Genomic DNA, 24,377 nt, shown 5'->3' with positions numbered 1-24,377 from the left:
GATGATGAAATCAGCGCTATGATTATCAGAGAATAAAACAGGTGTTGCAATGATTCATACCCTCGAAAACGAGCACTGCCGCGTTCAGGTAAACACCCGTGGGGCCGAGCTGACCAGCTTTGTGCACCTTGGTGAGGATGGAGAATTGGAGTATATCTGGCAGGCCGACCCCGCCTACTGGGGCCGCCACGCGCCGGTGTTGTTTCCGGTGGTGGGCCGCCTGCCCGACAACCAGTACCGCTACCAGGGCCAGACCTACGAGATGGGCCAGCACGGTTTCGCCCGCGACCGGGAGTTTGCGCTGTTGCACCGCAGCGAGTTCGAGTTGACGTTTGAGTTGCGCGACGATGCTGCCAGCCGGGCCCTGTATCCGTTTGGGTTTGCGCTGCGCATCAGCTACCGGCTGGCTGGCTCCACGCTCACGGTGGGCTGGGAGGTCGAAAACCCGGATTCGGCGGAGCTGCTGTTCAGCATCGGGGCGCATCCGGCATTTCGCTGCCCGTTGCTGCCCGGCGAAACCTTCGATGACTACGAATTCGTTTTCGACCACTCCGTCAGTCTCGACCGGCACCTGCTGGAAAACGGCCTGTTTAGTGGCAAAACGGCGCCGCTGCTGCACCAGGAAACCGTTCTTCCGCTTAGCTACGAGCTATTTGCCCAGGATGCGCTGGTCTTTCAGCACTTCGATTTCACCAGCCTCACGATGCGCAGCCGGCGCTCGGGCCACAGCGTGCGGGCCCGCTTCGAGGGTTTTCCCTACCTGGGCCTCTGGACGGCGGGCCCGGGTGCTGAATTCGTTTGCATCGAGCCCTGGCACGGGCTGGCGGGCAGCGTGGGTGCACCCGTCGAGCTGGCCGATAAGCAGGGCATAATGAGCCTGAATACCGGCCAGCAGTTTATCACTTCTTATAGTCTCACCATTGCCTGATACCACTACTTCCGACATCACCATCCGGGCCATTTCGGCAGACGAAACGTATGAGTTGCGCCACCAGGTACTCTGGCCCGGCGAGCCGGTTTCCTACATCAAGCTGGGCAACGACGCGGTAGGCCTGCACTTTGGCGCTTTCCGCAATGGTAAGCTGGTTTCGGTTATCTCGCTGTTTATTGATGGCAGCGTGGCCCGGTTCCGCAAGTTCGCCACCCGCCCCGACTGTCAGGGCCAGGGCATCGGCTCGCAACTGCTGCGCCACGTCATCAACGAAGCCCGCCGCCGTGGTGCCCGCCGCCTCTGGTGCGACGCCCGCGCCCGTAACGAGGCGTTCTACCGCGCCTTCAAGCTGGAGCCCGAAGGCAACCGCATCTACCGCGGCACCGAACCGTATATTCTGATGGCCAGAGATTTGTAGTAGGCGCCGGTTAAATCAGTAGTAGGGGCTGGTTAAATCAAAGTACGTCATTCAGAGCGAAGCGAAGAATCTCGCGTGCCACAGTAACTCCCTATCGTAAGGGGGTACTGTGGCACGCGAGATTCTTCGCTTCGCTCTGAATGACGTGCTCTTCCTAATCCCTAATCCCTAATCCCTAATCACCGGGCGGCGGTTGTAGTCGGGCTCCCAGTCGTTGATGGGGCGCGAGATGCCGGGGGGCAGGTCAAAATCGGGCATGCCATCGTCGATTGGTTCGCCGCCGCCACTGTCGTCGTCGTTGCCGGGAGCCGGCGGCTGGCGCAGGCGGCGGCCGGGCATCAGTAACACAAAGGCGGCAAAAAGAAGCGCGACGAGCATATACAGCAGGCTGGGAACGGACATGGCACGGGAGGCTGAAAAGGAACTAGAAGGGCTCCTGAACCGAACAGGCTATTTACTGCAACGGGCAGTGGCCCCAGCTTGTTTTTAGCGTGCCCGGGTTTTTGTCCGGATTGCCATAGTGGGCGGGGCGTATTTCTAAGATAACTGATTGTCAGTAGAAAACGAAGGTGCCAGCCCTTTTTGCGCCAATTGGCCGCGCCTGGCCCGCCGAAACCAGATTTAGTGGCGTACCTTCGCCGCACAGTTTAGGGGTGCCCCAAGCTACGCGAGTAGCAATAAGGCTGAGATCATACCCATTGAACCTGATTCGGGTAATGCCGGCGAAGGGAACAAACGATCCGCGAGCGAAACGCCCACGGGGGCCGACCCCTGGCCCTGGGCACGTTCCACTTTTTCTATTTTTTCACTTTTGAAAAAAGTACTAACCACCGGACTGGCCCTTTTGGGGTTATCGTCTGGCGTGGCCTGGGCCCAGGGGCCCGTGGCCGGCACCATTACCGACACCCGCACTGGGCAGCCGCTGCCCGGCGCCACTGTGCTACTCGACGGCACCCCTAGCGGCACCACTAATGCGGCTGGCGCTTTCAGCCTGGCCGCCGTGCCGGCCGGCCAGCACGAGCTGCGCATCACGTTTGTGGGCTACGAAGCCTTTGTGCAGACTCTGCAGGGCCAGGCCGAGGCCCAGCGCATAGCGGCCCGCCTGCAGCCCGGCGGAGTGCTCACCGGCGACGCGCTCGTAACGGCCCAGCGTGCTTCCGACCGCACTGCTACCGCCTACACCAACCTGGGCAAGCAGGACCTCGCCAAGCGTAACTTCGGCCAGGATCTGCCTTATCTGCTCGATCAGACGCCTTCGGTGGTGGTTACGTCGGATGCCGGGGCAGGCGTGGGCTACACCGATATCCGCATCCGGGGCACGAGCAATACGGGCATCAACATGACCATCAACGGCATTCCGCTCAATGATGCGGAGTCGCACGGCTCGTTTCTGGTGAACCTGCCCGATTTGTCCTCCTCCATCAGCTCCATCCAGATTCAGCGGGGTGTGGGCACGAGCCAGAACGGCGGGGCCGCTTTCGGGGCCAGCCTCAACATCAGTACGCTCGACAACCGCCTCGATGCCTACGGCGAAACCAGCAACTCGTACGGCTCCTTCAATACCTGGAAAAACACGGCCCAGTTCGGTACCGGTTTGCTGGGGAAGCACTTTACGGTTGACGGCCGCCTCTCGCGCATCAGTACCGATGGGTACATGAATCGGGCAGCTTCCGATCTGAAGTCGTACTATCTGGCCGCCGGCTACCAGGGCAAGAACACGCTGGTAAAGTTCATCACGTTTTCGGGCCGCGAGAAAACCTACCAGGCCTGGAACGGCGTGCCCGAGCCGGCCATCACCGGCAATGAGGCCCTGTTGCAGCAATACGTGGAGAATGGGGAGTTGAGCGCGGCCGATGCCGAGCGGGTGCGCCGCGAAGGCCGCCGCTACAGCTACTACACCTACGACAACCAGACCGATAACTACCAGCAAAACCACTACCAGCTGCACCTCTCGCAGGCCCTGGGTGCCGACTGGAGCCTGGGTGCGGCCCTTCACCTCACCCGCGGGTTCGGCTACTACGAGAGCTTCCGGGCCAACCGCCGCCTGGCCAACTATCAGCTGCCCAACGTGGTCCTCGGCGACACCACCATTGCCCGCACCGACCTTGTAGACCGCAAGTGGCTGGATAACTACTTCTACGGCGGCACGTTCGCGCTCAACTACCAGCCCAAAAGCAACGACCGGCTGCAGGCCACGGTGGGCGGGGCCTGGAACCGCTTCGTGAACGACCACTACGGCGAGGTCATCTGGGCTCGGTTTGCCTCCACGGGCAACATCCGCCACCGCTATTACTTCAACGACGCCACCAAAACCGATTACAACGCCTACGCCCGCGCCACCTGGCAGGTGCTGCCCAAGCTCGGGGTGTACGGCGACGTGCAGGTGCGCCACATCGACTATGCAATTGACGGGCTCGAAGACGACCAGAACGACGTAACTACCCGCGCCCGTTACACCTTCTTCAACCCCAAAGCCGGCGCTACCTTCGCGCTGGCAGCGGGCCAGCAGCTCTACGCCAGCTTCGCTGTGGGCCAGCGCGAGCCGGTGCGCTCCGATTTCACCGACCGCCCCACCGGCGACCAGAGCGCTAAGGCCGAGCGCCTCAACGATTTCGAAGCGGGCTACCGCTTGCGCAAAGCCGATGTGAACCTGCTCGGGGCGGGTGGCTCGGTGACCTTAGAGGCCAACTATTTCTACATGCATTACCGCAACCAGCTGGTGGCTACCGGCCAGCTCAACGATGTGGGCACGGCCCTGCGCACCAACGCCCCGCGCAGCTACCGCACCGGCCTGGAGCTAACCGGCGCGGCCGCCGCTCTGCAGAACCGCGTCAGCCTTAGCAGCACGCTCACGCTCAGCCGCAACCGCATACTCGACTACCGCGCCATCACCTACGACGCCGACTACAACCCTGTTATGGCGGCTGAAGCGCGCACTACCACCATTTCCTATTCGCCTTCGGTGGTATCGGCCCATACGCTGGAGGCCCAGCCGCTGGCCGCCGTGCCGGGCCTGCGGGCGGCGCTGCTCTACAAAACCGTTAGCCGCCAGTACCTCGATAACACCACGAGCGAAGACCGCCGCATCAGTCCTTATCAGGTGCTCGATTTCCGGCTGCGGTACACCATCCGGCCCGTGTCCATCAAGGAGATAGAGCTGGGCCTGCTGGTAAACAACGTGCTCAACCGCCGCTACGTAGCCAATGGCTACACCTACGGTTACCCCGGCGCCGACGGCCGCCAGCAAACGTTCAACTGGTATTATCCTCAGGCCACCCGCAACTTTCTGGTATCGGTAGGGGCTAAATTCTGATCATGGATTTTGTAGACGGACCATCATCTGGGAACGGGCCGCTCTGATGTTCGAACACTTGCTGAAACTGAAAGGCCGCCTCAACTGAGGCGGCCTTTTTAGTCGTCTAAAAATCCGTGATCAAATGATTAGGCGTACCCCGCCCAGCTCGGAAATCTGGTAGGGGAACCGGTCGCCGGGCGAGCCGATGAACATGAAGTTTTTGGGCACGTTCCACTCTTCGGAGAGTCGGTCGATAAGCTCGGGGCCAAAGTGGCCCGGCATGGCCACGAAGTCCACCCGAATCTGTTCATAGGCCCGGTCGAGCACCTCAATGTCCTTGAGCAGCTCGGGCGGGTAGGTTTCGCCCTCGCGGAGCAGCGTCACGATTTTGAGGCGGTTGGTAAACTCGTTTTCCACCACGTAGGCCATCACCTTATTAAGATTCGACACGTTGTCGCCCTTGGTGAAAAACACGAATTCCTGCTGGTGCAGCTCGCGGGTGGCCTTTTGCACCTGCAGACGGCTGAAGCGCGAAACCCCCGGATATTTGTGGGCAAACGAGTTGGCGGCGGCCAGAACCAGCTCCAGAATAGAGGCCCGGTTGAGCATGATGTACACCACGGCCATCGAGGGCAGGAAGTACTGCAGAAAGACAATCAGAAACCTGGGGTTCAGCTGCACATTGCCGTATAGGGCCACCAGTACGCTTATGAGTGCCACCGTAACTGTTATAATACCGGCATACACCGGGCGCGGCAGGTTGGGGCGCTTGCTTTTGAGCAGGAAGTTGCCAATGGCAAACAGCGCCATCACCGACAGAAACGAGATGGTGTACACGCCTGCCAGCGGCTTGATGTCGCCGTTGGTAATAAAGAGCACCGACGTGCAGAGCAGGAAAAACGTGACCAGGATGACGTAATTGCTTTTTCGGGCGTTTTCCTTGAGGAAAAACTGGGGCAAAATCCGGTCCAGGGCCATGCGCTTCATCAGGCCGCTCACGCCCACAAAGCTCGTGAGCACGGCCCCGCTGAGCACGGCCACGGCATCGATAGAGATGAGCGTACCCAGCCACGGGCCGCCGGCCACGGTGCCCAGATACGAAAGCACCGTTTCGGCGTGCTCCTCTACCTGAATGATGGGCAGCGCGGCAATGGCCAGAAAGGCAATAACCGGGTTGAAAAAGCTCACCACGATCCACATATTGCGCAGGGTTTTGGCAAACACGCCGGGGGCCTGTTCCTCCACGAAGTTGGCCGAGCTTTCGAAGCCCGAAATACCCAGCATGGCCGCGCTGAAACCGAAGAAAAGGGCCGTGGCGAGGCTGCCGCCGGGAATGGGGGCTGAGAAGTTGAGCGAAAGTGTGCTCGTGTCGTGGGTGAACATGAACCAGATAACAGTGCCCACCAGTACCGTGAGCGAAACCAAGTGGGTCAGGAAAATGGCCACCGCTACCTTCGCCGACTCGGATATGCCTAGGATGGTGAGGGCCAGAAACAGCCCCAGTAGCCCCAGCGTGCCCAGGTTGATGTTGAACCCATCCCAGAGCGTGTGCAGATAGTGCATGGCCTCGGCGGCCGAAATAACCGCCGTAGCCATGTAGGAGAGGATGGTGAGGCAGGCGGCCATAGCGGCGTTGCGCTTGCTGGTTGTGTTGAGCAGCACGTTGTAGGCCCCGCCGTTGAGGGGCAGCGCACCCACCACTTCGCCGTATATTTTACGAAATAGAAATAGCACCGCCGCTACAATCAGCAGGGCCACGAAGGCGTACTGGCCGGCGTAGGCAATGGCCAGGGCTGAAACGTAGAGGCAGGAGGAGGAAATATCGTTGCCGCATATGGCGGTGGCTTCTAGTTCGGTTAGCTTCTTGTGTTCGCTCATAGGAAGGAAGGGCGGGAGAAGGGAGACGGCGGTTGAAAATAGGGTTGAAAACTAGATACGGGAAAAAAGCCAACCCGACTATCCGGCAGGTTAAGTTACAGCTTTTCCGGCCCGCCGCTGGCCGAACCATCGGCCCCGGTAGGCTGTTCTGCACCCGGAAAGTCCTATCTTTGAACTTGATTCCCACTCGATAGCCCACGCCTTATGTCCTCCGAAGCTGACGTTCTCTCGCCCCAGGCCAAAGCCCACTCCGCCCAGCGCGGCTCTACCAACGCGGCCGGTTTTACCGATTATTTCGACCTCGACGGCCTGCTGACCGAAGAGCACAAGCTCATCCGCCAGAGCATTCGCGACTTCGTAAAAAAGGAAATCAGCCCCAACATCGAGCAGTGGGCCCAGCAGGCGCATTTCCCGAGCGAAATCGTGCGCAAGTTCGGGGATGTCGGCGCGTTCGGCCCCACCATCCCCACCGAGTACGGCGGCGGCGGCCTCGACTACATCAGCTACGGCCTGATTATGCAGGAAATTGAGCGCGGCGACTCCGGCATGCGCTCCACGGCCTCGGTGCAGGGCTCGTTGGTGATGTTCCCGATTTACGCCTACGGCTCGGAGGAGCAGCGCAAGAAATTCCTGCCCAAGCTGGCCAGCGGCGAGTGGCTCGGCTGCTTCGGCCTGACCGAGCCCGACCACGGCTCCAACCCCGGCGGCATGGTTACGCGCATCGAAGACAAGGGCGACTACTACCTGCTGAATGGCGCCAAGCTCTGGATTTCCAACTCGCCCGAGTGCCAGGTGGCCGTGGTGTGGGCCAAGGATGAAAGCGGCCGCATCAAGGGCCTCATCGTGGAGCGCGGCATGGAAGGCTTCACGACGCCCGAAATCCACAACAAGTGGAGCCTGCGCGCCAGCACCACCGGCGAGCTGGTATTCGACAACGTGAAGGTGCCCAAGGAAAACCTGCTGCCCGGCATCGACGGCCTCAAAGGTCCTCTCAGCTGCCTCGACTCGGCCCGTTTCGGTATTGCCTGGGGCGCCATCGGCGTGGCTATTGATTGCTACGAATCGGCCCTCAAGTACAGCCTGGAGCGCGAGCAGTTCGGCAAGCCGATTGCCGCCTTCCAGCTGCAGCAGAAAAAACTGGCCGAAATGATTACCGAAATCACCAAAGCCCAGCTGATGGTGTGGCGTTTGGGCGTGCTCAAAAACGAAGGCAAAGCCACCAGCGCCCAGATTTCGATGGCCAAGCGCAACTCCGTCGAAATTGCCCTGCACATTGCCCGCGAAGCCCGCCAGATTCACGGCGGCATGGGTATCACCGGCGAGTACCCCATCATGCGCCACATGATGAACCTCGAATCGGTCCTCACCTACGAAGGCACCCACGACATCCACCTGCTGATTACGGGCGCCGATATTACCGGCATTCAGGCGTTCAAGTAAGCGCGAAATGTAGCCAGCCACCTTTAAATGGAGACGCTCTTCACAATAGTAGTAGTTGGCTTAGTGGCGCTTACCATTGGACTAGCACAATCTAACTCACGCTCGTCAACCGCTGGTCAAAAGGAATCCTGGATTACCTCTTTTTTCACTGGATGTGCTTGGTTACTAGCGTGGGGTGTGATTAGCTACTTGGCTTCGGGCGCATATTTAGATAGCACTGCTGGCGGCGGTTGCGATGGGGGCTTATGTATAATGCGCTTTCTTGTGTTGCCCTTTATTTGGTTGGGAGTTGGTTTTGTTCTCTGGCTGGTAAAAAGGATGTGGGTGCTTGAAGACGAGGATAAGTGAAGTGTAGTTGGTGTTTGCTATTACCCACGACAACAGCCTGCTGGTTACTGGCGCCGATATTACGGGCATCCAGACATTCAAGTAAATCATCTCAATCCTCCTCGACTATGGCGGCGCAAGCATTGCATTACTTAACCGACGAAACCGGCAAGCCCGAAGCCGTCGTCATTCCCATCGCAAGGTGGAAGGAGTTGGAAGCATATTACGCCCAGCTTCGTTGCCGCGACGAGGTGCTGGAAGGTATGCGCAGTGCGGTGCTAGAAACTCGCGCTATCGAAGCCGGAGAGCAGCCGGGCGAGGATTTGCACGATTTTCTGGATTCGCTTTAACCGCCCGCCGTGCCCGTTCGCGTCATTGCCACGGCTAACTTCAAGCGCGAGGCTAAGCCTTTAGTAAAGCGGTACCGCTCGTTGAAATCTGAGCTGGCAGTTCTTGGAACCGCTCTACTGGCACATCCCGCTTTAGGGGAGCCGTTGGGGCGGGACTGCTATAAAATAAGGGTGGCTATTGCCAGTAAAGGCCAAGGCAAAAGCGGCGGGGCGCGGGTTATCACCTACCGGCGGGTAGTGGACGCGCAAACCGGGACCGAGTGGGTTTTTCTACTCTCAATCTATGATAAGTCAGAGGTTGCGTCAATTGGGCGAGAGGAAATTCGGCAGTTATTGAAAGCGGTGCCGGATGATTTCCCGGATGAGTGATATACTGGCGTCTTGCACAGTTTAAAAACGGCCGTTCTGGAAACAGAGCGGCCGTTTTTGTCTCCAGTCGAGGTGTCTACCCGTCGCCCTACCGCAAATCATCAAAAGCATACTGCCCTGTACTCCAGAACTCATCGAGGGCCATTAGCCGGGGCTTAAAGAAAGGGATGAGCCGGGCCCAGTCGTCGCGGGAGAACAGGTTGGCGGGGCGCAGCTCGCGGTAGATGCGGGCCAGCGGCTGCCCGCTTTCATTGATGGCGGTTGGCTCCCAAGTCCAGGTTTCGCCGGTGGCTTCTTCCAGCATAGCCCGTAGCTCCCGAAACTGCTCGAAGAACAGCTCGCGCAGGCCTTCGTCGGGGTGCGTTATTTCGATGCTGACGGTGGCGTGGCGGTTATCGGCGTGCAGGCGGAAATACACGTGCTTGAGGCCGGTTTTGTAATTCATCCAGTTCACCGGCCCGCCGTCGGCCGAGGGCACGGGCTGCATGTACTGGCCCAGCGTGGTCCAAAAGGCCTGGCGGAGCTGGGTAGCTTCGGTTTTGCTATACATAGGCGGCAAAGGTAGCGGGCGGGCGAAAGAGGCCGGCCGAACCCGGGCAAACGCGCCCCGTGCTGTCGGGTTGCCCAACCCGTAGCTGCGCAAACCCGTTTTGCTGCGTAGTTTAGAGCCTCACTACGCCTCCCTGCTCCATGTCCGATTCTACCCCCGCCAACGCCCTGGTACTACTCGAATGCCTCGTGGCCGGCACCACTCATCGCCCCGGCCTGCGCGAGTTCGAACCTACGCTGCAACCCGGCCAGCCGCTGGCCCTCACCCGCGAAGCCGACAGCTCCTACGACGACTGGGCCGTGCGCGTGCTCACCAGCGGCCCCGGCGAGGCGTTCTGGCTCGGCTACCTGCCCGAAGGCCGCAACGAAACCGTCGCTCGTCTGCTCGACGCCGGCTACCCACTCTCGGCTCGCCTCACCCACAAAGCCTGGGAAGATGAGTGGCTGCACCTGGAAATTGAAGTGCTGCTGGCCCAGTAGGACGAATCAGGAACTGTATAAGAACAGTCATGCTGAGCGAAGGCGCAGCCGCAGTCGAAGTATCTCTACTACCATAGTAATCCTGTCGTCGGGAAATACTTTAGCAGTAGAGATTCTTCGACTACGGCTGCGCCTTCGCTCAGCATGACAGTTTTATAATAGTGCTTCTACTGCTCAATGTTAACAGTTCACCGCCTACAGCTCATCGGCTAGGGCCAGCACTTGCTGCCGGGCCAGTGCTATTTCGGGGTGGTCGGGGAAGTGCTGTTGCACCCACTGCGTAAAGCCGCTCACAATGCTACCTACGGCCTCACGGTTGCTGGCCGGGGCCGGCTCGCTGGCCCGGCGCTCTTCTTCCGACAAGGTCGGGAAGGAGTCCTCCAGCCCGATGTGGCTCATTAAATCCGACACGAACACCATGCCGCATACCTGCAGGGCCTGGTAAAGCTGCACCACTTCGGGCATGCTGAGCGGCAGCGGCTCGTGAGGCTGCGCATGGCCGAGCCGGGCAATAAGGGGCTCCAGAGTGGCGGGCTGCAGGTGGGGCAGTGCCTGCACAGCCTGCGCAAACGGGTGGTCGGTGTCCTGCGGCAGGCTGACGGCCAACAGCAGCGCCAAGCGCATAATGTGCAGCTGCGGCGGCAACGGCCGCAACTCGGCCACGGGCCGGGCGGCCATTTGCGCGGCCAAAAAACCTGCAAAAGCCTCCTCAACTGCCAGCCGATGCAGGCCCAGCGAAGCCGCGCCTGCCGGGGCCGCTACATGCTCCTCCAACTGCCCCAGAAAAGCCCCGCTCAACTGCTGGCAGTAAGCGAGCAACTGCCCCAGTTGTTCTTCAGTAATACCCATAGCCTGCCGCACATAGGCCAGCACCGGCGCGGCCAGGCTGGTTTCCAGCGTCAGGCCCCCCAGCAGCAGCAGGTGGTACACGGCCAGCGGCTCCTGCCGCAAAGCCGCCAGCAGTTGCGCATGGCTACTTATGCCGTTGAGCCGCTGTACGGTAGCTGTATCGAGGCCGCTAAGCTGGCGGATCCGGTCGGTGGCGGGTGTGGCGGGCCGGCTCAGCAGCTCCAGCGTGGCCATGCCGTGTAGGTTCAGGGTGTGGGTGAGCTGGGCGTAGAAATCGGCTGGCAGAGTATCGAGCCAGGAATCGGAAGGGGGCATATGCGAGGCAGCGGGTTGAGGCTGCAAGGTACAGCCCTGGCCTGCTGATTGGAAGTAGCAACGCAGGCATTGCGGGCAAAAAGTGGCGGCGTAAGGACAGAATTGAAGCTTTCTGGAAAGTAGTCGAAATCAATCAGAACGTCATGCTGAGCGCAGCCGAAGCATCTCTACCGCTACGTTAGAGAAGCCGCTGGCGAAGCAGTAGAGATGCTTCGGCAAGCTCAGCATGACGTTCTTTAGGCTTTCTAAACAGCTTCATTACTAATAAAATTAGCTATATCCATGATGTCAACTATTTTTTGCTAAAAAAGGCACCAAGGCCGGCGGCAAAGTGTTACCTTTCGACACGCTGAATTATTGCCAGACTTATGCGCGAACCGCTCCTGACGGGTGACACCGAACACTACGACGCCACCGATAAAGACATTGACAAGGCCCTGCGGCCACTTTCCTTCGACGACTTCGCCGGCCAAGAGAAAGTGGTGGAAAATCTGAAGGTGTTCGTGGCCGCCGCCAAGCGCCGCGGCGACGCCCTCGACCATGTGCTGCTGCACGGCCCTCCCGGCCTGGGTAAAACCACGCTCTCGCACATCATCGCCAACGAGCTCGAATCGGGCATCAAGATGACTTCGGGCCCGGTACTCGACAAGCCCTCCGACCTAGCCGGCCTGCTCACCAACCTCGAGCCGCACGACGTACTCTTCATTGACGAAATTCACCGCCTGAACCCGGTAGTGGAGGAATACCTGTACTCGGCCATGGAGGACTACCGCATCGACATCATGCTCGATTCGGGTCCTAATGCCCGCTCGGTGCAGATTTCGCTGTCGCCCTTCACCCTCATTGGGGCTACTACGCGCTCGGGCATGCTCACGGCTCCGTTGCGGGCCCGTTTCGGCATCAGTTCCCGCCTCGAATACTACGATGCCAAGCTGCTGACCAGCATTGTGGGCCGCTCGGCCGAAATCCTGGCCACGCCCATTGATGATGAGGCGGCCTACGAAATTGCCCGCCGCTCGCGCGGCACCCCGCGCATCGCCAACAACCTGCTACGCCGCACCCGCGACTTCGCCCAGATCAAAGGCAATGGCACCATCACGCAGGACATTGCCCAGTTTGCCCTGGCGGCCCTCGACGTAGATGCCCGCGGCCTCGACGACATGGACAAGCGCATCCTGACCACCATCATCGACAAGTTCAAAGGTGGTCCGGTAGGCATCAGCACCATCGCCACGGCCTGTGGCGAGGAGGGCGAAACCATTGAGGAAGTCTACGAGCCATTTTTGATTCAGGAAGGCTACCTGAAGCGCACCAGCCGCGGCCGCGAAGCTACCGAGGCCGCTTACGAACATCTGGGCCGGCTCATGCCCCAGCACCTGCGCGGCAACTCATCTACCGGCGAGCTGTTCAGTTAGGCTGCGTAGCCAACCATAAACGGCCCGGCACCTGCTACCATTTGGCTGGCAGGTGCCGGGCCGTTTATGGTTGGTCAAGGTGCTGAAACGACGGGTTTGGTTTGCTGTGCATCGCGCTTAGGCATCAGGAAGCAAGGAAACCGGGTTTTGGAATGACCGGAGCAGTACTTTCGGCTATTCGTTGTGGCCGGGCCGGCAGTGCTACGCTGCCGGCCCGGCCCACGCAGCCTCTTTGGCCAACCCTTCTCGCCTGCTTTCTCCTCCGCTGATGCTACCAGTTCGTCCTTCTGCTACGCCTGGGCCCGCCATGCTGGCCGAAAAAAAACTTTCCGGGCTCGACCGGGGCCTGACGCTGTGGATATTTCTGGCCATGGCTCTGGGGGTGGTATTGGGTTATCTGGTGCCCGGTGTCAATGAGGCGGTGAGCTACTTTTCGGTGGGCACCGTGAATGTGCCACTGGCCGTGGGCCTGATAGTGATGATGTACCCGCCGCTGGCCAAGGTGCGCTACGAGGAGCTACGCAGCGTATTCGGCAACACGCGCATTATCGGGCTGTCGCTGGTGCTCAACTGGCTTGTGGGCCCATTGCTCATTTTTCTGCTGGCCATTTGGCTCCTGCCCGACAAGCCAGAATACATGATGGGGCTGATTTTATTGGTATTGCCCGCTGCATTGCCATGGTGCTGGTCTGGAATGATCTGGCCGACGGCAGCCGCGAGTACGCCGCCGGGCTGGCCTGGCTGTTTATCACGGTGCTGCCGCCGTATTTTGGGTTGGAAGGCTACACGGTGAATATTGCATTCGGCGACATCGCCCAAAGCGTGCTGGTTTATCTGGGCATTCCGCTGGTGGCGGGTTACTTGTCGCGCCGGGTGTTGCGGTGGCTTAAAGGTGAGGTATGGTACGAGCAGGTTTACCTGCCGGCCATCAGTCCCGTTACGCTGGTTGCGCTGCTGCTAACTATTGTGCTTATGTTCAGCCTGAAGGGTGAAACCATTGTGCAGCTGCCCCTGGACGTACTGCGCATTGCCCTGCCGCTGGCCCTGTACTTCGGCATTATGTTTCTGCTCAGCTTTGCTGCCGGCAAATGGCTGGGGGCCAGCTACGCCGAGAATACCAGCATTGCTTTTACGGCCACCGGCAACAATTTTGAGCTGGCCATTGCCGTAGCCATCGGCGTGTTTGGTCTAAACTCGGGCCAGGCTTTTGCCGGCGTTATCGGGCCACTTATCGAAGTACCCGCCCTCATTGCCCTGGTGAACGTAGCGCTCTGGCTACGCCGCCGCTGGTACCCCGATTCGCCCGTAAAAACAAGTACATAACTCCCGCACACCTGATGTATGCGGGCAGGTTGCCAACAGGCTCGATTAATCTCGTTTACAGCTATTTAGAGTGCCTACTGTTGCGCTCAGCCAGGAAAGTGCACAAAAAGTCGGCGAAATGATTCTGCTTCACGTTCAGGCGGAATGTCTAAATTGCCTTTCAATTGACGGTTATGTGTGGTGCCGGTGCCCCCTTGTGTTGGGACATGCATCCGTAGTATTACGCCACTGCTTAGCGTCTCTAAATCCTGCTCTAATCACCTGCTGCCCATGCCTGCTGCCTCCCGGCTTTACTTCAACAACCCTGTAGGGAGGGTTATGGAACACCCCGAAGGGTACGCCCATATTATCTACGAGCCGGGCCCTCGTCGGCTCGATTACCTGCAGTCCTTTCTGACCCATACCGGCAAGTTGCTGCGGCTACGGGGCTGGAACAAGTTGCTGGGCGACCAGCGGCTGATGACGCCCTTTACAGCCGAGGAAAGCGAATGGATTGTTGACTTCTGGCTTACAGCCGAGCAGCGGGGCAGTGCCCGCATTTATGGCGCCGTATTGCTGTCCGAAGAAGATATTGCCCTTCTTCCTGCGAGCCAGCTCACGGTCGATGCGCACGTTGCCGCCCTTACCTACCGCATATTCGATTCGGAGGTGGCGGCGCAACAGTGGCTGCAGCAAGTATCGTAAGTGCCCGTTGGTCTGGTGGCTTAACCGGCTCTGCTGTGTGGCGGGATAGGACAGAAAGGGTTATTTGCAGCCTTTAGTTATCTATCGTAAATCAGCGCACCCATTCCTCAGGCCTGCCCTAGTTCAACGTGGCTGGGGCCGTAAACCTGCCACAATCCCCTTCGCAATGGCCAACCGCATCCTTTACGATACGCCTGTTCTGACCATTTCCGTTAATTACATCGACGACTGGCTATACCTTGATTGGCACGGCCGGCTCACCGATGAAGATATCGTGCCTGGTGCCCTCCGATTGCTTGAGTTGCTAAAGCAGGAAGGCTGCGCTAAAATTCTCAACGATAACACCCACGTGTCCGGCCTGTGGGCCGATGCGGCCAAATGGGGCAGCGACGTGCTCTTCCCGCAGCTTCATGCCGCGGGCTGCCGTTACTTTTCGTGGGTACACTCGCCCGAGCGCTACAGCCAACTGTCGGCCGAGTTGGCCATGCAGCAGACCTCCGCCGGTATCACGTTTATGTCTTTTCAAGACCTGTCCACAGCTGCCGCGCGGCTCCGTCGCATGTAAATAAAGGCTCGTCGCCTGCTCCTTTTTTCGCGCCATGACTTCTCCACTTCCCGCCCCCGGCACGTTCTATTCTTTGTGGCAGCTACCCGAGCATTATATGCTGGTAGCGCCCGATCATACTATTCTGGACGCCAGCAACCTATACCTGACTACCACGCTGCTGGAACGCGCTAACATTTTGGGCCGCAATGTGTTCGATGTTTTTCCCCGCGAAGAGCAGAGCGAGTGGCAGGTGCTTTTCAATTCGCTTGAATACGTACGTCAGCACGCTACGGCCCACACTATGCCGCGCATCCGCTACGACCTGCAGCGCCCCGCCACGCAGGGTGGCGGGCTGGAAGAGCGGTACTGGCAGACGACCAACTACCCCCAGTTCGACGACCAGGGCCAGCTCCAGACCATTCTGCTGAAAACGGAGGACGTAACCACGCAGCACCGTGCCGAGCAGCAGGCCGCGGCCATAGAGCGCGAACTGCATGAAAGCCAGGAGCGGACCCGCTTTATTCTCGAGTCGTTGCCCGTTATGGTCTGGACCACCCAGCCCGATGGGGCGGCCGATTACTTCAACCAGCGCTGGCTCAGTTTCACGGGCAAGCCGCTGGAAGCCGAGGCCGATTTCGGCTGGCTTGATGGCGTACACCCCGACGACCGTGCCGGTGCGGGCGCGGCCTGGCGCGGGGCCTACGAGTCGGGGGAGGCTTACCAGACCGAATACCGCCTGCGCTGTGCCGATGGCGACTACCGCTGGGTATTGGCCCGTGGCATCCCGCGTCGTAATGCCGAGGGCGCCGTAACCATGTGGGTAGGCTGCAGCGTCGATATTCAGGATCAGAAGCTCATGGTGCTGGAACTGCTACAGGCCAGCGAGGAGCAGGCCGTGCTTTCCGATCAGGCATACCAGGCCTACCAACTCGCTCAGTCGCAGCGCGAAACATTTTACACCCTGTTTCAGCAGGCACCCGCCCTCATTGGCATTGCCCGGGGGCCGCAGCACGTCTTCGAGTTTGCTAACCCGCCCTACTACGAGCTGTTCGCCACCGACGACCTGATTGGCCGGTCGGTGCTGGAGGTAGTGCCTGAAGCCGCCGAACAGGGCTACATCACGCTGCTCGACAATGTGTATCAGACGGGAGAGCCGTTTTTTGGCAAGCAAATGCTGCTGCAGCTTCACCGGCGTGCCACGGGCCAAATTGAGGAGCGGTATTTCGACTTCTCTTATCAGGCGCTGCGCGAAAAAGGACAGATTGTAGGCATAATCAGCTTTGCCTTCGATGTAACGGAACTTGTGGAGGCCCGCCACAAGCTAGAAGCCCTGTTGCCAACGCCCCCGGCTGCCTCTTAGGTAAGCAAGTGTGCTCCCTTGATATTGCTCACTTCCTTACCCATGGACCTTACTACTCTTGATATTCAGCAAGCCCGCATTAAACAGATTCTGTTTAAGTCGCAGCTGCGTTCGGTGCTCTACGGAGTGCGCGAGGCCGATGAGAACCTGTTCTCGCTGCAAAACAATGCGTTGGGCCTGTGGCTGAGCACCGAGGTAAAGCCCCGCTACCCCGACCGGCCCGAAGTGCGCGAAGCCGAACGCCTGCTCCAGCAGCTGCTCAACACGGGCCGCGAGCTGGCGGCACAGTACCGTCAGGGCCAGATTGACGAAGCCCGCCGGGGCCTGACGCGCATTGAGCAGATTGGCGAAGAGCTGGTTGCCGTGTTGCAGCAGCTCAGCACGCAACCGCCAAAGCTGGCAGCTTAAATCCCGAAGCGAGAAATGGGTAGCGGTCAGGATTTGCGGTCTAGCTGTTGCCGGAGTTCGTTGAGCTGCCGCTCATTTTCCTGGGCAGCCTGCCGGGCAGCCAGTCGCAGCTCAAGCTCATCCATAGCAATGGCCGCCATATCCTGCAGAACCAGCTTCTGGTTTTCGTTTAGGTAGCGTTGCTTCTGGTCGATGAGGCAGAAAGTGCCCAGTCGGTAGCCGTCGTGGGTTTGTAGCGGGGCGGCGGCGTAAAACCGCAGGCCAAATTCGCCCGCCACGAGTGGGTTGGCAAGGGTACGCGGGTCGTTGCGGGCATCTTCCACAATGTACACTTCGTCGGAGAGGATGGCCGAGTCGCATAGGCCGCCGCCCCGGTCAATCTGCTCCGCATCCAAGCCATAGCGCGATTTGAACCAAATCCGGTCTTCATCAACTAGGCTGATAATGGCAATGGGCATATTGAATACCCTGGCGGCGAGGCCTGCCAGGCGGTTCATACTGCCATCCTGGGGCGTGTCGAGGATATCGTAGCGCTTTAAGGCCTGCAGGCGTGCTGCTTCTAGGGTAAGTTCAGGCTGAGTTGACATAGCGGGTTGAGTTGGCAGAGCGGGAGAAATTTACCAATAATGAGGGCAATTTCCTGGGCCATGGGCTGCCGGGCTAGCTCCTGCAAAATGGACTAGCCCGGCAGCCTGGAGCGGGAAACGGAACCAGGTAGGAGCGGTATGCCTGCTTTGCCGGGGCTAAAAGTGCCAGCGCACGAAAGCCTCCATCGCCTCGTAGTTGGCCATGCCCAAACGGTGATAATGCTCGGCCGTTTCGTGGTTGCGGTGCTCGGCGCGCACCCAGAACTCGCGGGCGTCGTCGCCCGGAAACACGGGCGTATCCTTCTGGCTCTGGTGTTTGAAAATGGCGTTGCGCTTGCGCATAACCTCGTGCGGCGAGAGGGGCACGGCCATTTCAATCTCGTGCACCGGAAACTCGTGCCAGGCCCCGCGGTACATCCATACCCAGCAGTCAGCCACCCAGCTTTCGGTGGCCTTCAGGCGACGCAGGGCTTCGGCCACAATGTTGAAGCACACAATGTGCGTACCGTTGGGGTCGGCAAAGTCGCCGGCTAGAAATACCTGATGCGGTTTTATGCCCTGCAGCAGCTGCATGGTCAGCGCAATATCTTCATCGGTTACCGGGTGCTTCACCGTTTTGCCCGACTCATAGAAGGGCAGGGCCTGGAAGTGGATGTGGCTGTCGGGCAGGCCGGCGTAGCGGGCCCCGGCAATGGCCTCGCTCTTGCGGATATAGCTCTTGACGTTGCGAATTTCCTGGGTATCTACCTGGTTGGGCTGCTTCTGCCCGATAAACGCCCGCATGTTCTCGTATACTTTCAGCAACTCCCGGCCGTCGCGGCCCAGGCTCTTTTCCAGGTCGATGGCAAATTCCATGTAGCGCAGCACGTCATCATCCCACACCGCCGTGTTGCCCGAGGTCTGGTAGGCTACATGCACCTCGTGGCCCTGGTCAATCAGGCGAATAAAGGTGCCGCCCATCGAAATCACGTCATCGTCGGGGTGGGGCGAGAAGATGAGGCTTCGCTTCTTTTCGGGCAGGGCCCGCTCGGGACGCTGCGAGTCGTCGGCCCCGGGTTTGCCGCCGGGCCAGCCCGTAATGGTGTGCTGGAGGTGGTTGAAAATGGCAATATTGATGTCGTAGGCCGCGCCGCGCTCTGTTACCAGCTCGGCCATGCCGTTGTTGTTGTAGTCCTCTTCGGTGAGCTTGAGAATGGGCTTGCCCAGCGTGTTGGAAAGCCAGATGACGGCCTTCCTGATCAGCAGCTCGCTCCATACGCAGTCCTTCACCAGCCAGGGCGTATCGAAGCGCGTGAGTTCGGCGGCGGCGGCCTCATCGAGCACAAATTCTACGTTGGGGGCCAGCTGCAGGTAGGTTGCCGGCACCTCGCCTGATACCTCGCCCTCCACGGCCTTCTTCACAATGGAAGCTTTTTTGCCGCTCCAGGCCAACAGCACCAGCTCGCGGGCCTTGAAAATGGTGCCGATGCCCATGGTAATGGCTTTGCGGGGTACGCTCTCCTTGCCCCCGAAGTCGCGCGAGGCGTCGCGGCGGGTGAGGTCGTCGAGCGTTACCAGACGCGTGCCCGAGTTGGGGGCCGAGCCGGGCTCGTTGAAGCCCACGTGGCCCGTGCGGCCGATGCCCAAAAGCTGCAAATCCAGCCCGCCGGCCTGCCCAATCTGCTGCTCGTAGCGCAGGCAGTAGTCGGCCACGTCTTCGGGAGCCAGCGTGCCATCAGGAATATGGATGTTTTCCGGCTCGATGTCGATGTGGTCGAACAGGTGCTCGTGCATGAACGTCACGTAGCTCTGGGGCGCCGTGGGCAGCATGGGGTAGTACTCGTCGAGGTTGAAGGTGACGACGTTGCGGAAACTCAGGCCTTCCTGTTGGTGCAGGCGCACCAGCTCGGCGTACACCTGTACCGGCGTGGCCCCGGTGGCCAAACCCAGCACGGCCGGCTCGTTGCGCTGCTGCTTGCGCCGGATAAGATCGGCAATGCGTGCGGCTACCTGTATCGAAGCCAGCTGCGGGTTGGCAAACACCGTGACGGGCTGCTTCTCGAAGCGCGTTTCTTCCAGCAGATTAAGTCGGGTTGTAACGGGAGCAGTCGGGTTTGTCATCGGGCCGGGGGGGGAGAAGTTGTTAGGCAAGCGCAGGACTTGCGCAATCCAGTTCGCGCTACATGCCTGAGGCGCTTCTGCGTAAGTGCCGGCTCAATAAAGCAAAAGCTTTCTGGTAAGCGAAACGCCGGCGGTGAAAACTTGCCGAAAGCCCGGGGTTAGCCTGCAGAACAAGGCCGGAGCGGCTTAGCCAGGAAGCGCACAACCATTCCTTCAGCATGCAGATGAGGCCATGCGCCGCTATTTGCCCCGCCTAGGCAGGTGCCGGGCTTAAAGGTGCCGCCACACCCTGCCACCAATATCGCCTAGCCGATAAGCTGCCGGGCAATGGCAGGCAGGGTGGAGCCGGTAAGAGTAGGCGTGGGGGCCAGCGGGTAGGTTTGCTGGCCCGGACGGGTAATGAAAGCGGCCTGTAAGCCAGCCAGCTGCGCTCCGGCCGTATCCCAGCCGTGGGCCGCCACCAGCATGGTTTCGGCCGGGGCCGCTTGCAGCTGCTGGCAGGTGCTGAGATAGGTGGTGGGGTGGGGTTTGTAGCACTTAAGCGAATCGATGCTGATCAGTTGCTCGAAAAAGCCAGTCAGGCCGGCGTAGGCCAGCTGCTTGCGCATGGTGGCGTCGGGCGAGTTGGTGAGCGTGACCATGCGAAAGCCCGCCTGCTGTAGCGCCGTGAGGCCGGGAATTACGTCGGGGTGCGGAGGCAGCTCGGCAATGAGGGCAAGCAGCTCCTTTTTGCGGCTGGCCGGGCGGGCCGGTTGGCCCAGCGCCTGCGCCAGCATATCGAGGGCCGCGTCGCCAATCTGCCCGAAGTTGTGGTAGTTGCCGGTTACGGTGTCCACCAATGAATACTGCAGCAGCAGCGAAAACCACTGTTTAAAGGCGGTTTCAGACTTGAACTCTTGGTTAACCGCCTGCTGCAGCTTGCCCAGGTCGAGCAGGGTTTCATTGACGTCGAAAATCAGCAGTTTGGGACGGTTGGAATCGGCAGACATGGCGGACAGCGGAAAAGGGTAGGGCCGCGGCAGCAGCTACCAGGGCAAGGGAGGATAAAACTACGCGGGGGGTAAGCTTCTGCCGTTTACGCAGCTGCTCCAACTCCGGCCGGCCACAGCGAGCTGATGGGCTGGCTGGGCTGGTAGCCCGGTCACATTAGCGGCAGCAACGGCCCGCCTGACCTTCTGGAGAATCTGCTACGCGAGAAACGGGGCACAGCACGTTTAGCATGGCCGCCGCTACTGTGCTAAAAGCCTACACTGGCAGCGACGAGTTCGGCTACTTCTATATGCAGCGCAAACCGCTGGCCGCCGACCCGCACGAGCAAGTGCTGGGCGTTCTGTTGAGCTGGAACACGTTCCGCGACGCGGCGCTCGATGCCGGCGAATCCCGCATCTACGGCGGTATCCACTTCTACGAGGGCAACGTGTCGGGGTTGGAGCTGAGCAAAAATGTGGACACCAACGCTTTCGAAAAATCCAAGGCCTACTGGACGGGCACCGTGTAGTTGGCCGCGGGGTGGCCGGGCAGGGCAAGCCGAATTGCCAGCCCACCAAAACTTGTGCGGGGCAACAGAGTTATAGGGCACGGTTTTCGGGGGTAGCGGCTGCAACAAGGCGCTGCAACCGAACGCCACCCTTCTCAGTCATTCGCATTAAACAAGAAAACCCGATGAAATCTACCTTCCTGCTCACGGCCGCGCTGGCTGTTTTTGCGGTTCAGGCGCAGGCCCAGATGGCTGCCCCCGCCGCCGCGCCCCTGGCGGCTGCCGACCAGATTGCCACCAAAAAAGGCCCGCTTACGGTGCAGCCTATCACGCACGGCAGCGTGGTATTTACCTGGAACGGTAAAACCATTTACGTGGACCCCTACGGCGGAGCCGAAGCCTATGCCGGCTTGGCCGCCCCCGATGTTATCCTGATTACCGACATTCACGGCGACCACCTCGACCCCAAAACGCTGGCGGGCCTTTCGGTAGGTAAAGCCCTGATGGTGGTGCCCAAAGCGGTAGCCGAAAAGCTGCCCGCCGAGTATCAGGCGCAGGTGCGTATCCTCAACAACGGCCAGCGCCTCGATACGCTGGGCATGTCGGTTTCGGCCGTGGCCATGTACAACCTGCCCGAAGCCGCCGATTCGCGGCATACCAAGGGCCGGGGCAATGGCTACGTGCTGAACCTGGGCGGCAAGAACGTGTACCTGTCGGGTGACACCGAGGATGTTGCCGAAATGCGCGCCCTCAAGAAAATAGATGTGGCTTTCGTGTGCATGAACCTGCCCTACACCATGGACGTGAATCAGGCCGCCCAGGGCGTGCTGGCCTTCAAGCCGGGCATCGTGTACCCCTACCACTACCGGGGCCAGGATGGCCTGAGCGACGTAGACGGCTTCAAGAAAACCGTGAACACCGCCAACAAGAAAATCGACGTGCGGCTGCGCAACTGGTACCCAGCGGCCAAGTAGGCCTGCCTGCTATCTGCTACCCAAAACGGGCCCGCTACCTGGTTGCTACAACCAGGGGCGGGCCCGTTTTGGGTGGGCAGTGGTGGTAAGGTTACTATGCGTTCAGCAGCTTGATGACTTTGCGCCTGCCTTCGCCCAATCAGGCCAGAAACCCGGTTGGCTGGCCCGTGTGCGTTAGCGTAAGCTGGTGCATGGCGCGGGTGCAGGCCACGTACAGCATGCTCCGGTCGACTTCCGTTTGGTAGGTGCGGGCCGATGCAAAGGGCACAACAACCTCATCAAATTCCAGCCCTTTGGCCAGGTGAGCCGTGGTGATGATGACGCCCTCTTTGAAAGACGAGGACTCGTCGGTGAGCAGGTAAACGTCCGGGGCCGGCAGCGCCTCATGCACCTGCTCGGCCTGGTGCTGGGTTTTGCAGATGATGCCCAGCGACTGATTGCCGGACTTGCGGAAGGCTGCCAGCAGCTGCTTAAGCGTGTTTAGCTCATCGGCGGGGCTGCCGCAGCACACCACGGCCGGGGCCGGCCCGTGCCTTTCCAGCGGAATGATGTGGGGGTTGGGCGTGATGCGCTGCGCGAAGGCCGTAATTTCCATCGTCGAGCGGTAGCTCCGGTAGAGCCGGACCACATCGGCCTGCGGGAACACCCGCTCAATCGTTTCGGCCGAAGAGGCGCTGTACGGGTTCACGGTCTGGCTTACATCGCCCAGAATGGTTTTGCGGCAGGTAAACAGGCGCGACAGCACAGCGTACTGCACGGGCGTATAGTCCTGCATTTCGTCTATCAGCAGGTGCTTTACGTGGGCGTATGTGCTAACACCCTCCAACCGAATGCGCAGATAGATCAGGGCAAACACGTCGGCGTACTCCAGCTTCAGGTTCTGCCCGAGCTTAAGCAGCGTGGGCTGGCCGGACCAGCGGTAAAAGTCGCGGTAGATGTCGAGCACATTCTGAAACCGGAACATGCGGTTCAGAGCCTCGCCAATCGTGCCCTTTTCGCGCCCGCTGAGCTTGCGGCCGGCAGCGTGGCGCACGTAATCGCGCACATCCTGGGCCACTAGGGCAAAGCGCTTCAGCAGCGGCACGCGGTGGTAGCCCCGGAACTTCTGCTCGATAACGGCCTTCGGAACCAGCGTGCTGCCCACCCGCAAGTCCTGAAACGTGAGGTAGCTGTTTTCGATGTGCAGTAGGTACTGGTTGAGTTGACTCAGAAAATCGAACGAGGACTTAAACCGGATGCGCTCAATAAACGCCGCGTCGTGGTGCTCTAACAGCGCCGATACCTGCTCAAAGAAGGTCTGGAACGGCTGCCGGTTTTCGAGCAGGTCGGCCGCCAGCTCCTCCATCACCATCTCCGGAATGTGCTCTTCGCCCAGCTCGGGCAGCACGTTGGAAATGTAGTCGGCAAATACCTTGTTGGGCGAGATGATAAGAATGTCGCCGGCGGAAATGGTTTCGCGGTAGCGGTAAAGCAGAAAGGCAATGCGGTGCAGGGCAATAGAAGTTTTGCCCGAGCCGGCCACGCCCTGAATCACCATCACCGACGCCTCCTCGTTGCGGATAACTGCGTTCTGGTCGCGCTGGATAGTAGCAACAATGTTCTTGAGCTTGTCGTCCGACGACTTGGCCAGCTCGCGCTGCAGCACGTCGTCCTGAATGTTCACGTCGCTGTCGAGCAGAAATTCCAGGCGGCCGTCGCGGATGCGGTACTGACGCTTGAGCCCAATGGTGCCGCGCACCGAACCGGCCGGCGTGGTGTAGGAGGCCGGGCCCGACTCGAAATCGTAGAACATCGACGAAATAGGGGCCCGCCAGTCGTAAATCAGGTTGGCGCGCTGCAGCTCGTCGAAGAAGGAGTAGATGCCGATGTACACCGGCGCGGCTTCGCGGCCGGTAGCGGCAAAATCGAGCCGGCCGAAGTAGGGCGACTGGCCCAGCTTAAGCAGCTTACGCTTGCGGCTCACGGCAGCTTCGCCCGTAAACGCCATGCGGTTGATGGACTGGCCGGCCGCCACCATATCGGCCTCATCCATGCCCGACTGGTGCTCGTGGATGTACTCTTTTTTCTCCCGCAGCTCCTCTGAAAACTGCTTTACCGAGCCGTCTACCCGCCGGATGGCCAGCGTCAGTTGCTCCTTTATCTGCTCCAGGTATTCTTTCTCCTCCTGCTGGGTTACGTTTATCACGGCCGACTCCTGAAAATTGAACCCCAAAGGTCGGGGCAAATTCCGGGGTATGGAAGCGGCGCAGCATTGCGGGCCCCGGCACTACGCACCGCTGGCGGGCCTCCCGTTTCGGCATA

Annotated in this window: 22 protein-coding genes, 1 pseudogene and 1 riboswitch; of the genes and pseudogenes, 15 read left to right on the top strand and 8 right to left on the bottom strand. The window is 59.9% G+C overall.

The window, feature by feature from the left end:
- The first annotated feature begins 49 nt into the window (after positions 1 to 49).
- Positions 50 to 928, top strand: coding sequence for an aldose 1-epimerase family protein (locus HW556_RS00500; protein WP_176896980.1), 879 nt, complete (start codon positions 50 to 52; stop codon positions 926 to 928).
- Entirely contained in the window at positions 921 to 1,349 is a 429-nt protein-coding gene (locus HW556_RS00495) for a GNAT family N-acetyltransferase (RefSeq protein ID WP_176896978.1), read from the top strand. Before HW556_RS00500 ends, HW556_RS00495 begins: the two co-directional genes overlap by 8 nt.
- Positions 1,350 to 1,517: 168 nt before the next feature.
- Here the strand turns inward: HW556_RS00495 and HW556_RS00490 are convergent, their stop codons facing one another.
- Positions 1,518 to 1,751 (bottom strand): hypothetical protein, encoded by a 234-nt coding sequence (locus HW556_RS00490; RefSeq protein ID WP_176896810.1) that lies wholly within the window; start codon positions 1,749 to 1,751, stop codon positions 1,518 to 1,520.
- Between the two features lie 237 nt (positions 1,752 to 1,988).
- A riboswitch (TPP riboswitch) is annotated at positions 1,989 to 2,099 on the top strand.
- A gap of 61 nt (positions 2,100 to 2,160) precedes the next feature.
- Between HW556_RS00490 and HW556_RS00485 the strand changes: the two genes are divergently transcribed.
- The gene (locus HW556_RS00485; RefSeq protein ID WP_176896976.1) at positions 2,161 to 4,662 is read left to right on the top strand and encodes a TonB-dependent receptor; all 2,502 of its coding nucleotides are present in this window, start codon (positions 2,161 to 2,163) and stop codon (positions 4,660 to 4,662) included.
- A gap of 120 nt (positions 4,663 to 4,782) precedes the next feature.
- On the opposite strand, the gene HW556_RS00480 is transcribed toward HW556_RS00485, so the two are convergent.
- The gene (locus HW556_RS00480) at positions 4,783 to 6,522 is read right to left on the bottom strand and encodes an APC family permease (protein WP_176896974.1); all 1,740 of its coding nucleotides are present in this window, start codon (positions 6,520 to 6,522) and stop codon (positions 4,783 to 4,785) included.
- A gap of 204 nt (positions 6,523 to 6,726) precedes the next feature.
- On the opposite strand from HW556_RS00480, the gene HW556_RS00475 reads away from it, so the two are divergent.
- From HW556_RS00475 to HW556_RS00465, 3 genes are all read left to right on the top strand, one after another.
- Positions 6,727 to 7,962, top strand: a complete 1,236-nt coding sequence (locus HW556_RS00475; RefSeq protein ID WP_246289464.1) for an acyl-CoA dehydrogenase family protein — start codon at positions 6,727 to 6,729, stop codon at positions 7,960 to 7,962.
- Positions 7,963 to 8,417: 455 nt separating this feature from the next.
- Positions 8,418 to 8,639 carry a hypothetical protein gene (locus HW556_RS00470; protein ID WP_176896973.1) on the top strand — a complete coding sequence of 74 codons (222 nt, stop codon included), beginning with the start codon at positions 8,418 to 8,420 and terminating at the stop codon, positions 8,637 to 8,639.
- Between the two features lie 9 nt (positions 8,640 to 8,648).
- On the top strand, positions 8,649 to 9,008 hold the full coding sequence (locus HW556_RS00465; RefSeq protein WP_176896971.1) for a type II toxin-antitoxin system RelE/ParE family toxin: 360 nt from the start codon (positions 8,649 to 8,651) through the stop codon (positions 9,006 to 9,008).
- A gap of 88 nt (positions 9,009 to 9,096) precedes the next feature.
- Here the strand turns inward: HW556_RS00465 and HW556_RS00460 are convergent, their stop codons facing one another.
- Positions 9,097 to 9,558 carry a DUF4268 domain-containing protein gene (locus HW556_RS00460; RefSeq protein ID WP_176896969.1) on the bottom strand — a complete coding sequence of 154 codons (462 nt, stop codon included), beginning with the start codon at positions 9,556 to 9,558 and terminating at the stop codon, positions 9,097 to 9,099.
- Between the two features lie 140 nt (positions 9,559 to 9,698).
- Between HW556_RS00460 and HW556_RS00455 the strand changes: the two genes are divergently transcribed.
- Entirely contained in the window at positions 9,699 to 10,037 is a 339-nt protein-coding gene (locus HW556_RS00455) for an HIRAN domain-containing protein (RefSeq protein WP_176896967.1), read from the top strand.
- Positions 10,038 to 10,232: 195 nt separating this feature from the next.
- Here the strand turns inward: HW556_RS00455 and HW556_RS00450 are convergent, their stop codons facing one another.
- On the bottom strand, positions 10,233 to 11,201 hold the full coding sequence (locus tag HW556_RS00450; protein ID WP_176896965.1) for a hypothetical protein: 969 nt from the start codon (positions 11,199 to 11,201) through the stop codon (positions 10,233 to 10,235).
- Positions 11,202 to 11,569: 368 nt separating this feature from the next.
- Here HW556_RS00450 and ruvB point away from each other — a divergent pair, with 368 nt between their 5' ends.
- The 6 genes and pseudogenes from ruvB to HW556_RS00420 all read left to right on the top strand — a co-directional run bounded on the left by ruvB (position 11,570) and on the right by HW556_RS00420 (position 16,938).
- Positions 11,570 to 12,616 carry a Holliday junction branch migration DNA helicase RuvB gene (ruvB, locus tag HW556_RS00445; protein WP_176896963.1) on the top strand — a complete coding sequence of 349 codons (1,047 nt, stop codon included), beginning with the start codon at positions 11,570 to 11,572 and terminating at the stop codon, positions 12,614 to 12,616.
- Positions 12,617 to 12,923: 307 nt separating this feature from the next.
- Positions 12,924 to 13,939 (top strand): annotated as a pseudogene (arsB, locus tag HW556_RS00440) (ACR3 family arsenite efflux transporter).
- Between the two features lie 270 nt (positions 13,940 to 14,209).
- The gene (locus HW556_RS00435) at positions 14,210 to 14,623 is read left to right on the top strand and encodes a hypothetical protein (RefSeq protein ID WP_176896961.1); all 414 of its coding nucleotides are present in this window, start codon (positions 14,210 to 14,212) and stop codon (positions 14,621 to 14,623) included.
- 166 nt (positions 14,624 to 14,789) lie between these two features.
- On the top strand, positions 14,790 to 15,188 hold the full coding sequence (locus HW556_RS00430; protein WP_176896959.1) for a hypothetical protein: 399 nt from the start codon (positions 14,790 to 14,792) through the stop codon (positions 15,186 to 15,188).
- Between the two features lie 34 nt (positions 15,189 to 15,222).
- On the top strand, positions 15,223 to 16,530 hold the full coding sequence (locus HW556_RS00425; protein ID WP_176896957.1) for a PAS domain-containing protein: 1,308 nt from the start codon (positions 15,223 to 15,225) through the stop codon (positions 16,528 to 16,530).
- 42 nt (positions 16,531 to 16,572) lie between these two features.
- Positions 16,573 to 16,938 carry a hypothetical protein gene (locus HW556_RS00420; RefSeq protein WP_176896956.1) on the top strand — a complete coding sequence of 122 codons (366 nt, stop codon included), beginning with the start codon at positions 16,573 to 16,575 and terminating at the stop codon, positions 16,936 to 16,938.
- Positions 16,939 to 16,964: 26 nt separating this feature from the next.
- Here HW556_RS00420 and HW556_RS00415 read toward each other — a convergent pair whose 3' ends face one another.
- The 3 genes from HW556_RS00415 to HW556_RS00405 all read right to left on the bottom strand — a co-directional run bounded on the left by HW556_RS00415 (position 16,965) and on the right by HW556_RS00405 (position 20,614).
- Complete coding sequence (locus HW556_RS00415; RefSeq protein ID WP_176896955.1) at positions 16,965 to 17,525, bottom strand: GAF domain-containing protein; 561 nt, start codon at positions 17,523 to 17,525, stop codon at positions 16,965 to 16,967.
- A 156-nt stretch (positions 17,526 to 17,681) separates the two neighbouring features.
- On the bottom strand, positions 17,682 to 19,625 hold the full coding sequence (gene nagB, locus HW556_RS00410) for a glucosamine-6-phosphate deaminase (protein ID WP_176896954.1): 1,944 nt from the start codon (positions 19,623 to 19,625) through the stop codon (positions 17,682 to 17,684).
- 305 nt (positions 19,626 to 19,930) lie between these two features.
- Positions 19,931 to 20,614 carry a haloacid dehalogenase type II gene (locus HW556_RS00405; protein WP_176896953.1) on the bottom strand — a complete coding sequence of 228 codons (684 nt, stop codon included), beginning with the start codon at positions 20,612 to 20,614 and terminating at the stop codon, positions 19,931 to 19,933.
- Between the two features lie 230 nt (positions 20,615 to 20,844).
- On the opposite strand from HW556_RS00405, the gene HW556_RS00400 reads away from it, so the two are divergent.
- Together HW556_RS00400 and HW556_RS00395 are read left to right on the top strand one after the other, a co-directional pair.
- Complete coding sequence (locus tag HW556_RS00400) at positions 20,845 to 21,123, top strand: phosphatase PAP2 family protein (RefSeq protein ID WP_176896952.1); 279 nt, start codon at positions 20,845 to 20,847, stop codon at positions 21,121 to 21,123.
- A 164-nt stretch (positions 21,124 to 21,287) separates the two neighbouring features.
- The gene (locus HW556_RS00395; protein ID WP_176896950.1) at positions 21,288 to 22,076 is read left to right on the top strand and encodes an MBL fold metallo-hydrolase; all 789 of its coding nucleotides are present in this window, start codon (positions 21,288 to 21,290) and stop codon (positions 22,074 to 22,076) included.
- A gap of 139 nt (positions 22,077 to 22,215) precedes the next feature.
- Here HW556_RS00395 and HW556_RS00390 read toward each other — a convergent pair whose 3' ends face one another.
- Entirely contained in the window at positions 22,216 to 24,288 is a 2,073-nt protein-coding gene (locus HW556_RS00390; RefSeq protein WP_218136831.1) for a HelD family protein, read from the bottom strand.
- Between the last annotated feature and the right edge of the window lie 89 nt (positions 24,289 to 24,377).

It is taken from the genome of Hymenobacter terrestris, from assembly GCF_013377905.1.
GTDB lineage: Bacteria > Bacteroidota > Bacteroidia > Cytophagales > Hymenobacteraceae > Hymenobacter > Hymenobacter terrestris.
The sequence above is the reverse complement of the archived record's forward strand: the minus strand, read 5'-3'. Positions and strand labels throughout refer to the sequence as shown.

What these genes read in the sequence shown, in the direction of transcription:
- ruvB (WP_176896963.1), top strand. Translation starts at nt 11,570, where the DNA reads ATGCGCGAACCGCTCCTGACGGGTGACACCGAACACTACGACGCCACC.
- HW556_RS00450 (WP_176896965.1), bottom strand. Translation starts at nt 11,201, where the DNA reads ATGCCCCCTTCCGATTCCTGGCTCGATACTCTGCCAGCCGATTTCTAC.
- HW556_RS00430 (WP_176896959.1), top strand. Translation starts at nt 14,790, where the DNA reads ATGGCCAACCGCATCCTTTACGATACGCCTGTTCTGACCATTTCCGTT.
- HW556_RS00415 (WP_176896955.1), bottom strand. Translation starts at nt 17,525, where the DNA reads ATGTCAACTCAGCCTGAACTTACCCTAGAAGCAGCACGCCTGCAGGCC.
- HW556_RS00435 (WP_176896961.1), top strand. Translation starts at nt 14,210, where the DNA reads ATGCCTGCTGCCTCCCGGCTTTACTTCAACAACCCTGTAGGGAGGGTT.
- HW556_RS00425 (WP_176896957.1), top strand. Translation starts at nt 15,223, where the DNA reads ATGACTTCTCCACTTCCCGCCCCCGGCACGTTCTATTCTTTGTGGCAG.
- HW556_RS00490 (WP_176896810.1), bottom strand. Translation starts at nt 1,751, where the DNA reads ATGTCCGTTCCCAGCCTGCTGTATATGCTCGTCGCGCTTCTTTTTGCC.
- HW556_RS00405 (WP_176896953.1), bottom strand. Translation starts at nt 20,614, where the DNA reads ATGTCTGCCGATTCCAACCGTCCCAAACTGCTGATTTTCGACGTCAAT.
- HW556_RS00470 (WP_176896973.1), top strand. Translation starts at nt 8,418, where the DNA reads ATGGCGGCGCAAGCATTGCATTACTTAACCGACGAAACCGGCAAGCCC.
- HW556_RS00460 (WP_176896969.1), bottom strand. Translation starts at nt 9,558, where the DNA reads ATGTATAGCAAAACCGAAGCTACCCAGCTCCGCCAGGCCTTTTGGACC.
- HW556_RS00395 (WP_176896950.1), top strand. Translation starts at nt 21,288, where the DNA reads ATGAAATCTACCTTCCTGCTCACGGCCGCGCTGGCTGTTTTTGCGGTT.
- HW556_RS00480 (WP_176896974.1), bottom strand. Translation starts at nt 6,522, where the DNA reads ATGAGCGAACACAAGAAGCTAACCGAACTAGAAGCCACCGCCATATGC.
- HW556_RS00455 (WP_176896967.1), top strand. Translation starts at nt 9,699, where the DNA reads ATGTCCGATTCTACCCCCGCCAACGCCCTGGTACTACTCGAATGCCTC.
- HW556_RS00400 (WP_176896952.1), top strand. Translation starts at nt 20,845, where the DNA reads ATGGCCGCCGCTACTGTGCTAAAAGCCTACACTGGCAGCGACGAGTTC.
- HW556_RS00475 (WP_246289464.1), top strand. Translation starts at nt 6,727, where the DNA reads ATGTCCTCCGAAGCTGACGTTCTCTCGCCCCAGGCCAAAGCCCACTCC.
- HW556_RS00500 (WP_176896980.1), top strand. Translation starts at nt 50, where the DNA reads ATGATTCATACCCTCGAAAACGAGCACTGCCGCGTTCAGGTAAACACC.
- HW556_RS00420 (WP_176896956.1), top strand. Translation starts at nt 16,573, where the DNA reads ATGGACCTTACTACTCTTGATATTCAGCAAGCCCGCATTAAACAGATT.
- nagB (WP_176896954.1), bottom strand. Translation starts at nt 19,625, where the DNA reads ATGACAAACCCGACTGCTCCCGTTACAACCCGACTTAATCTGCTGGAA.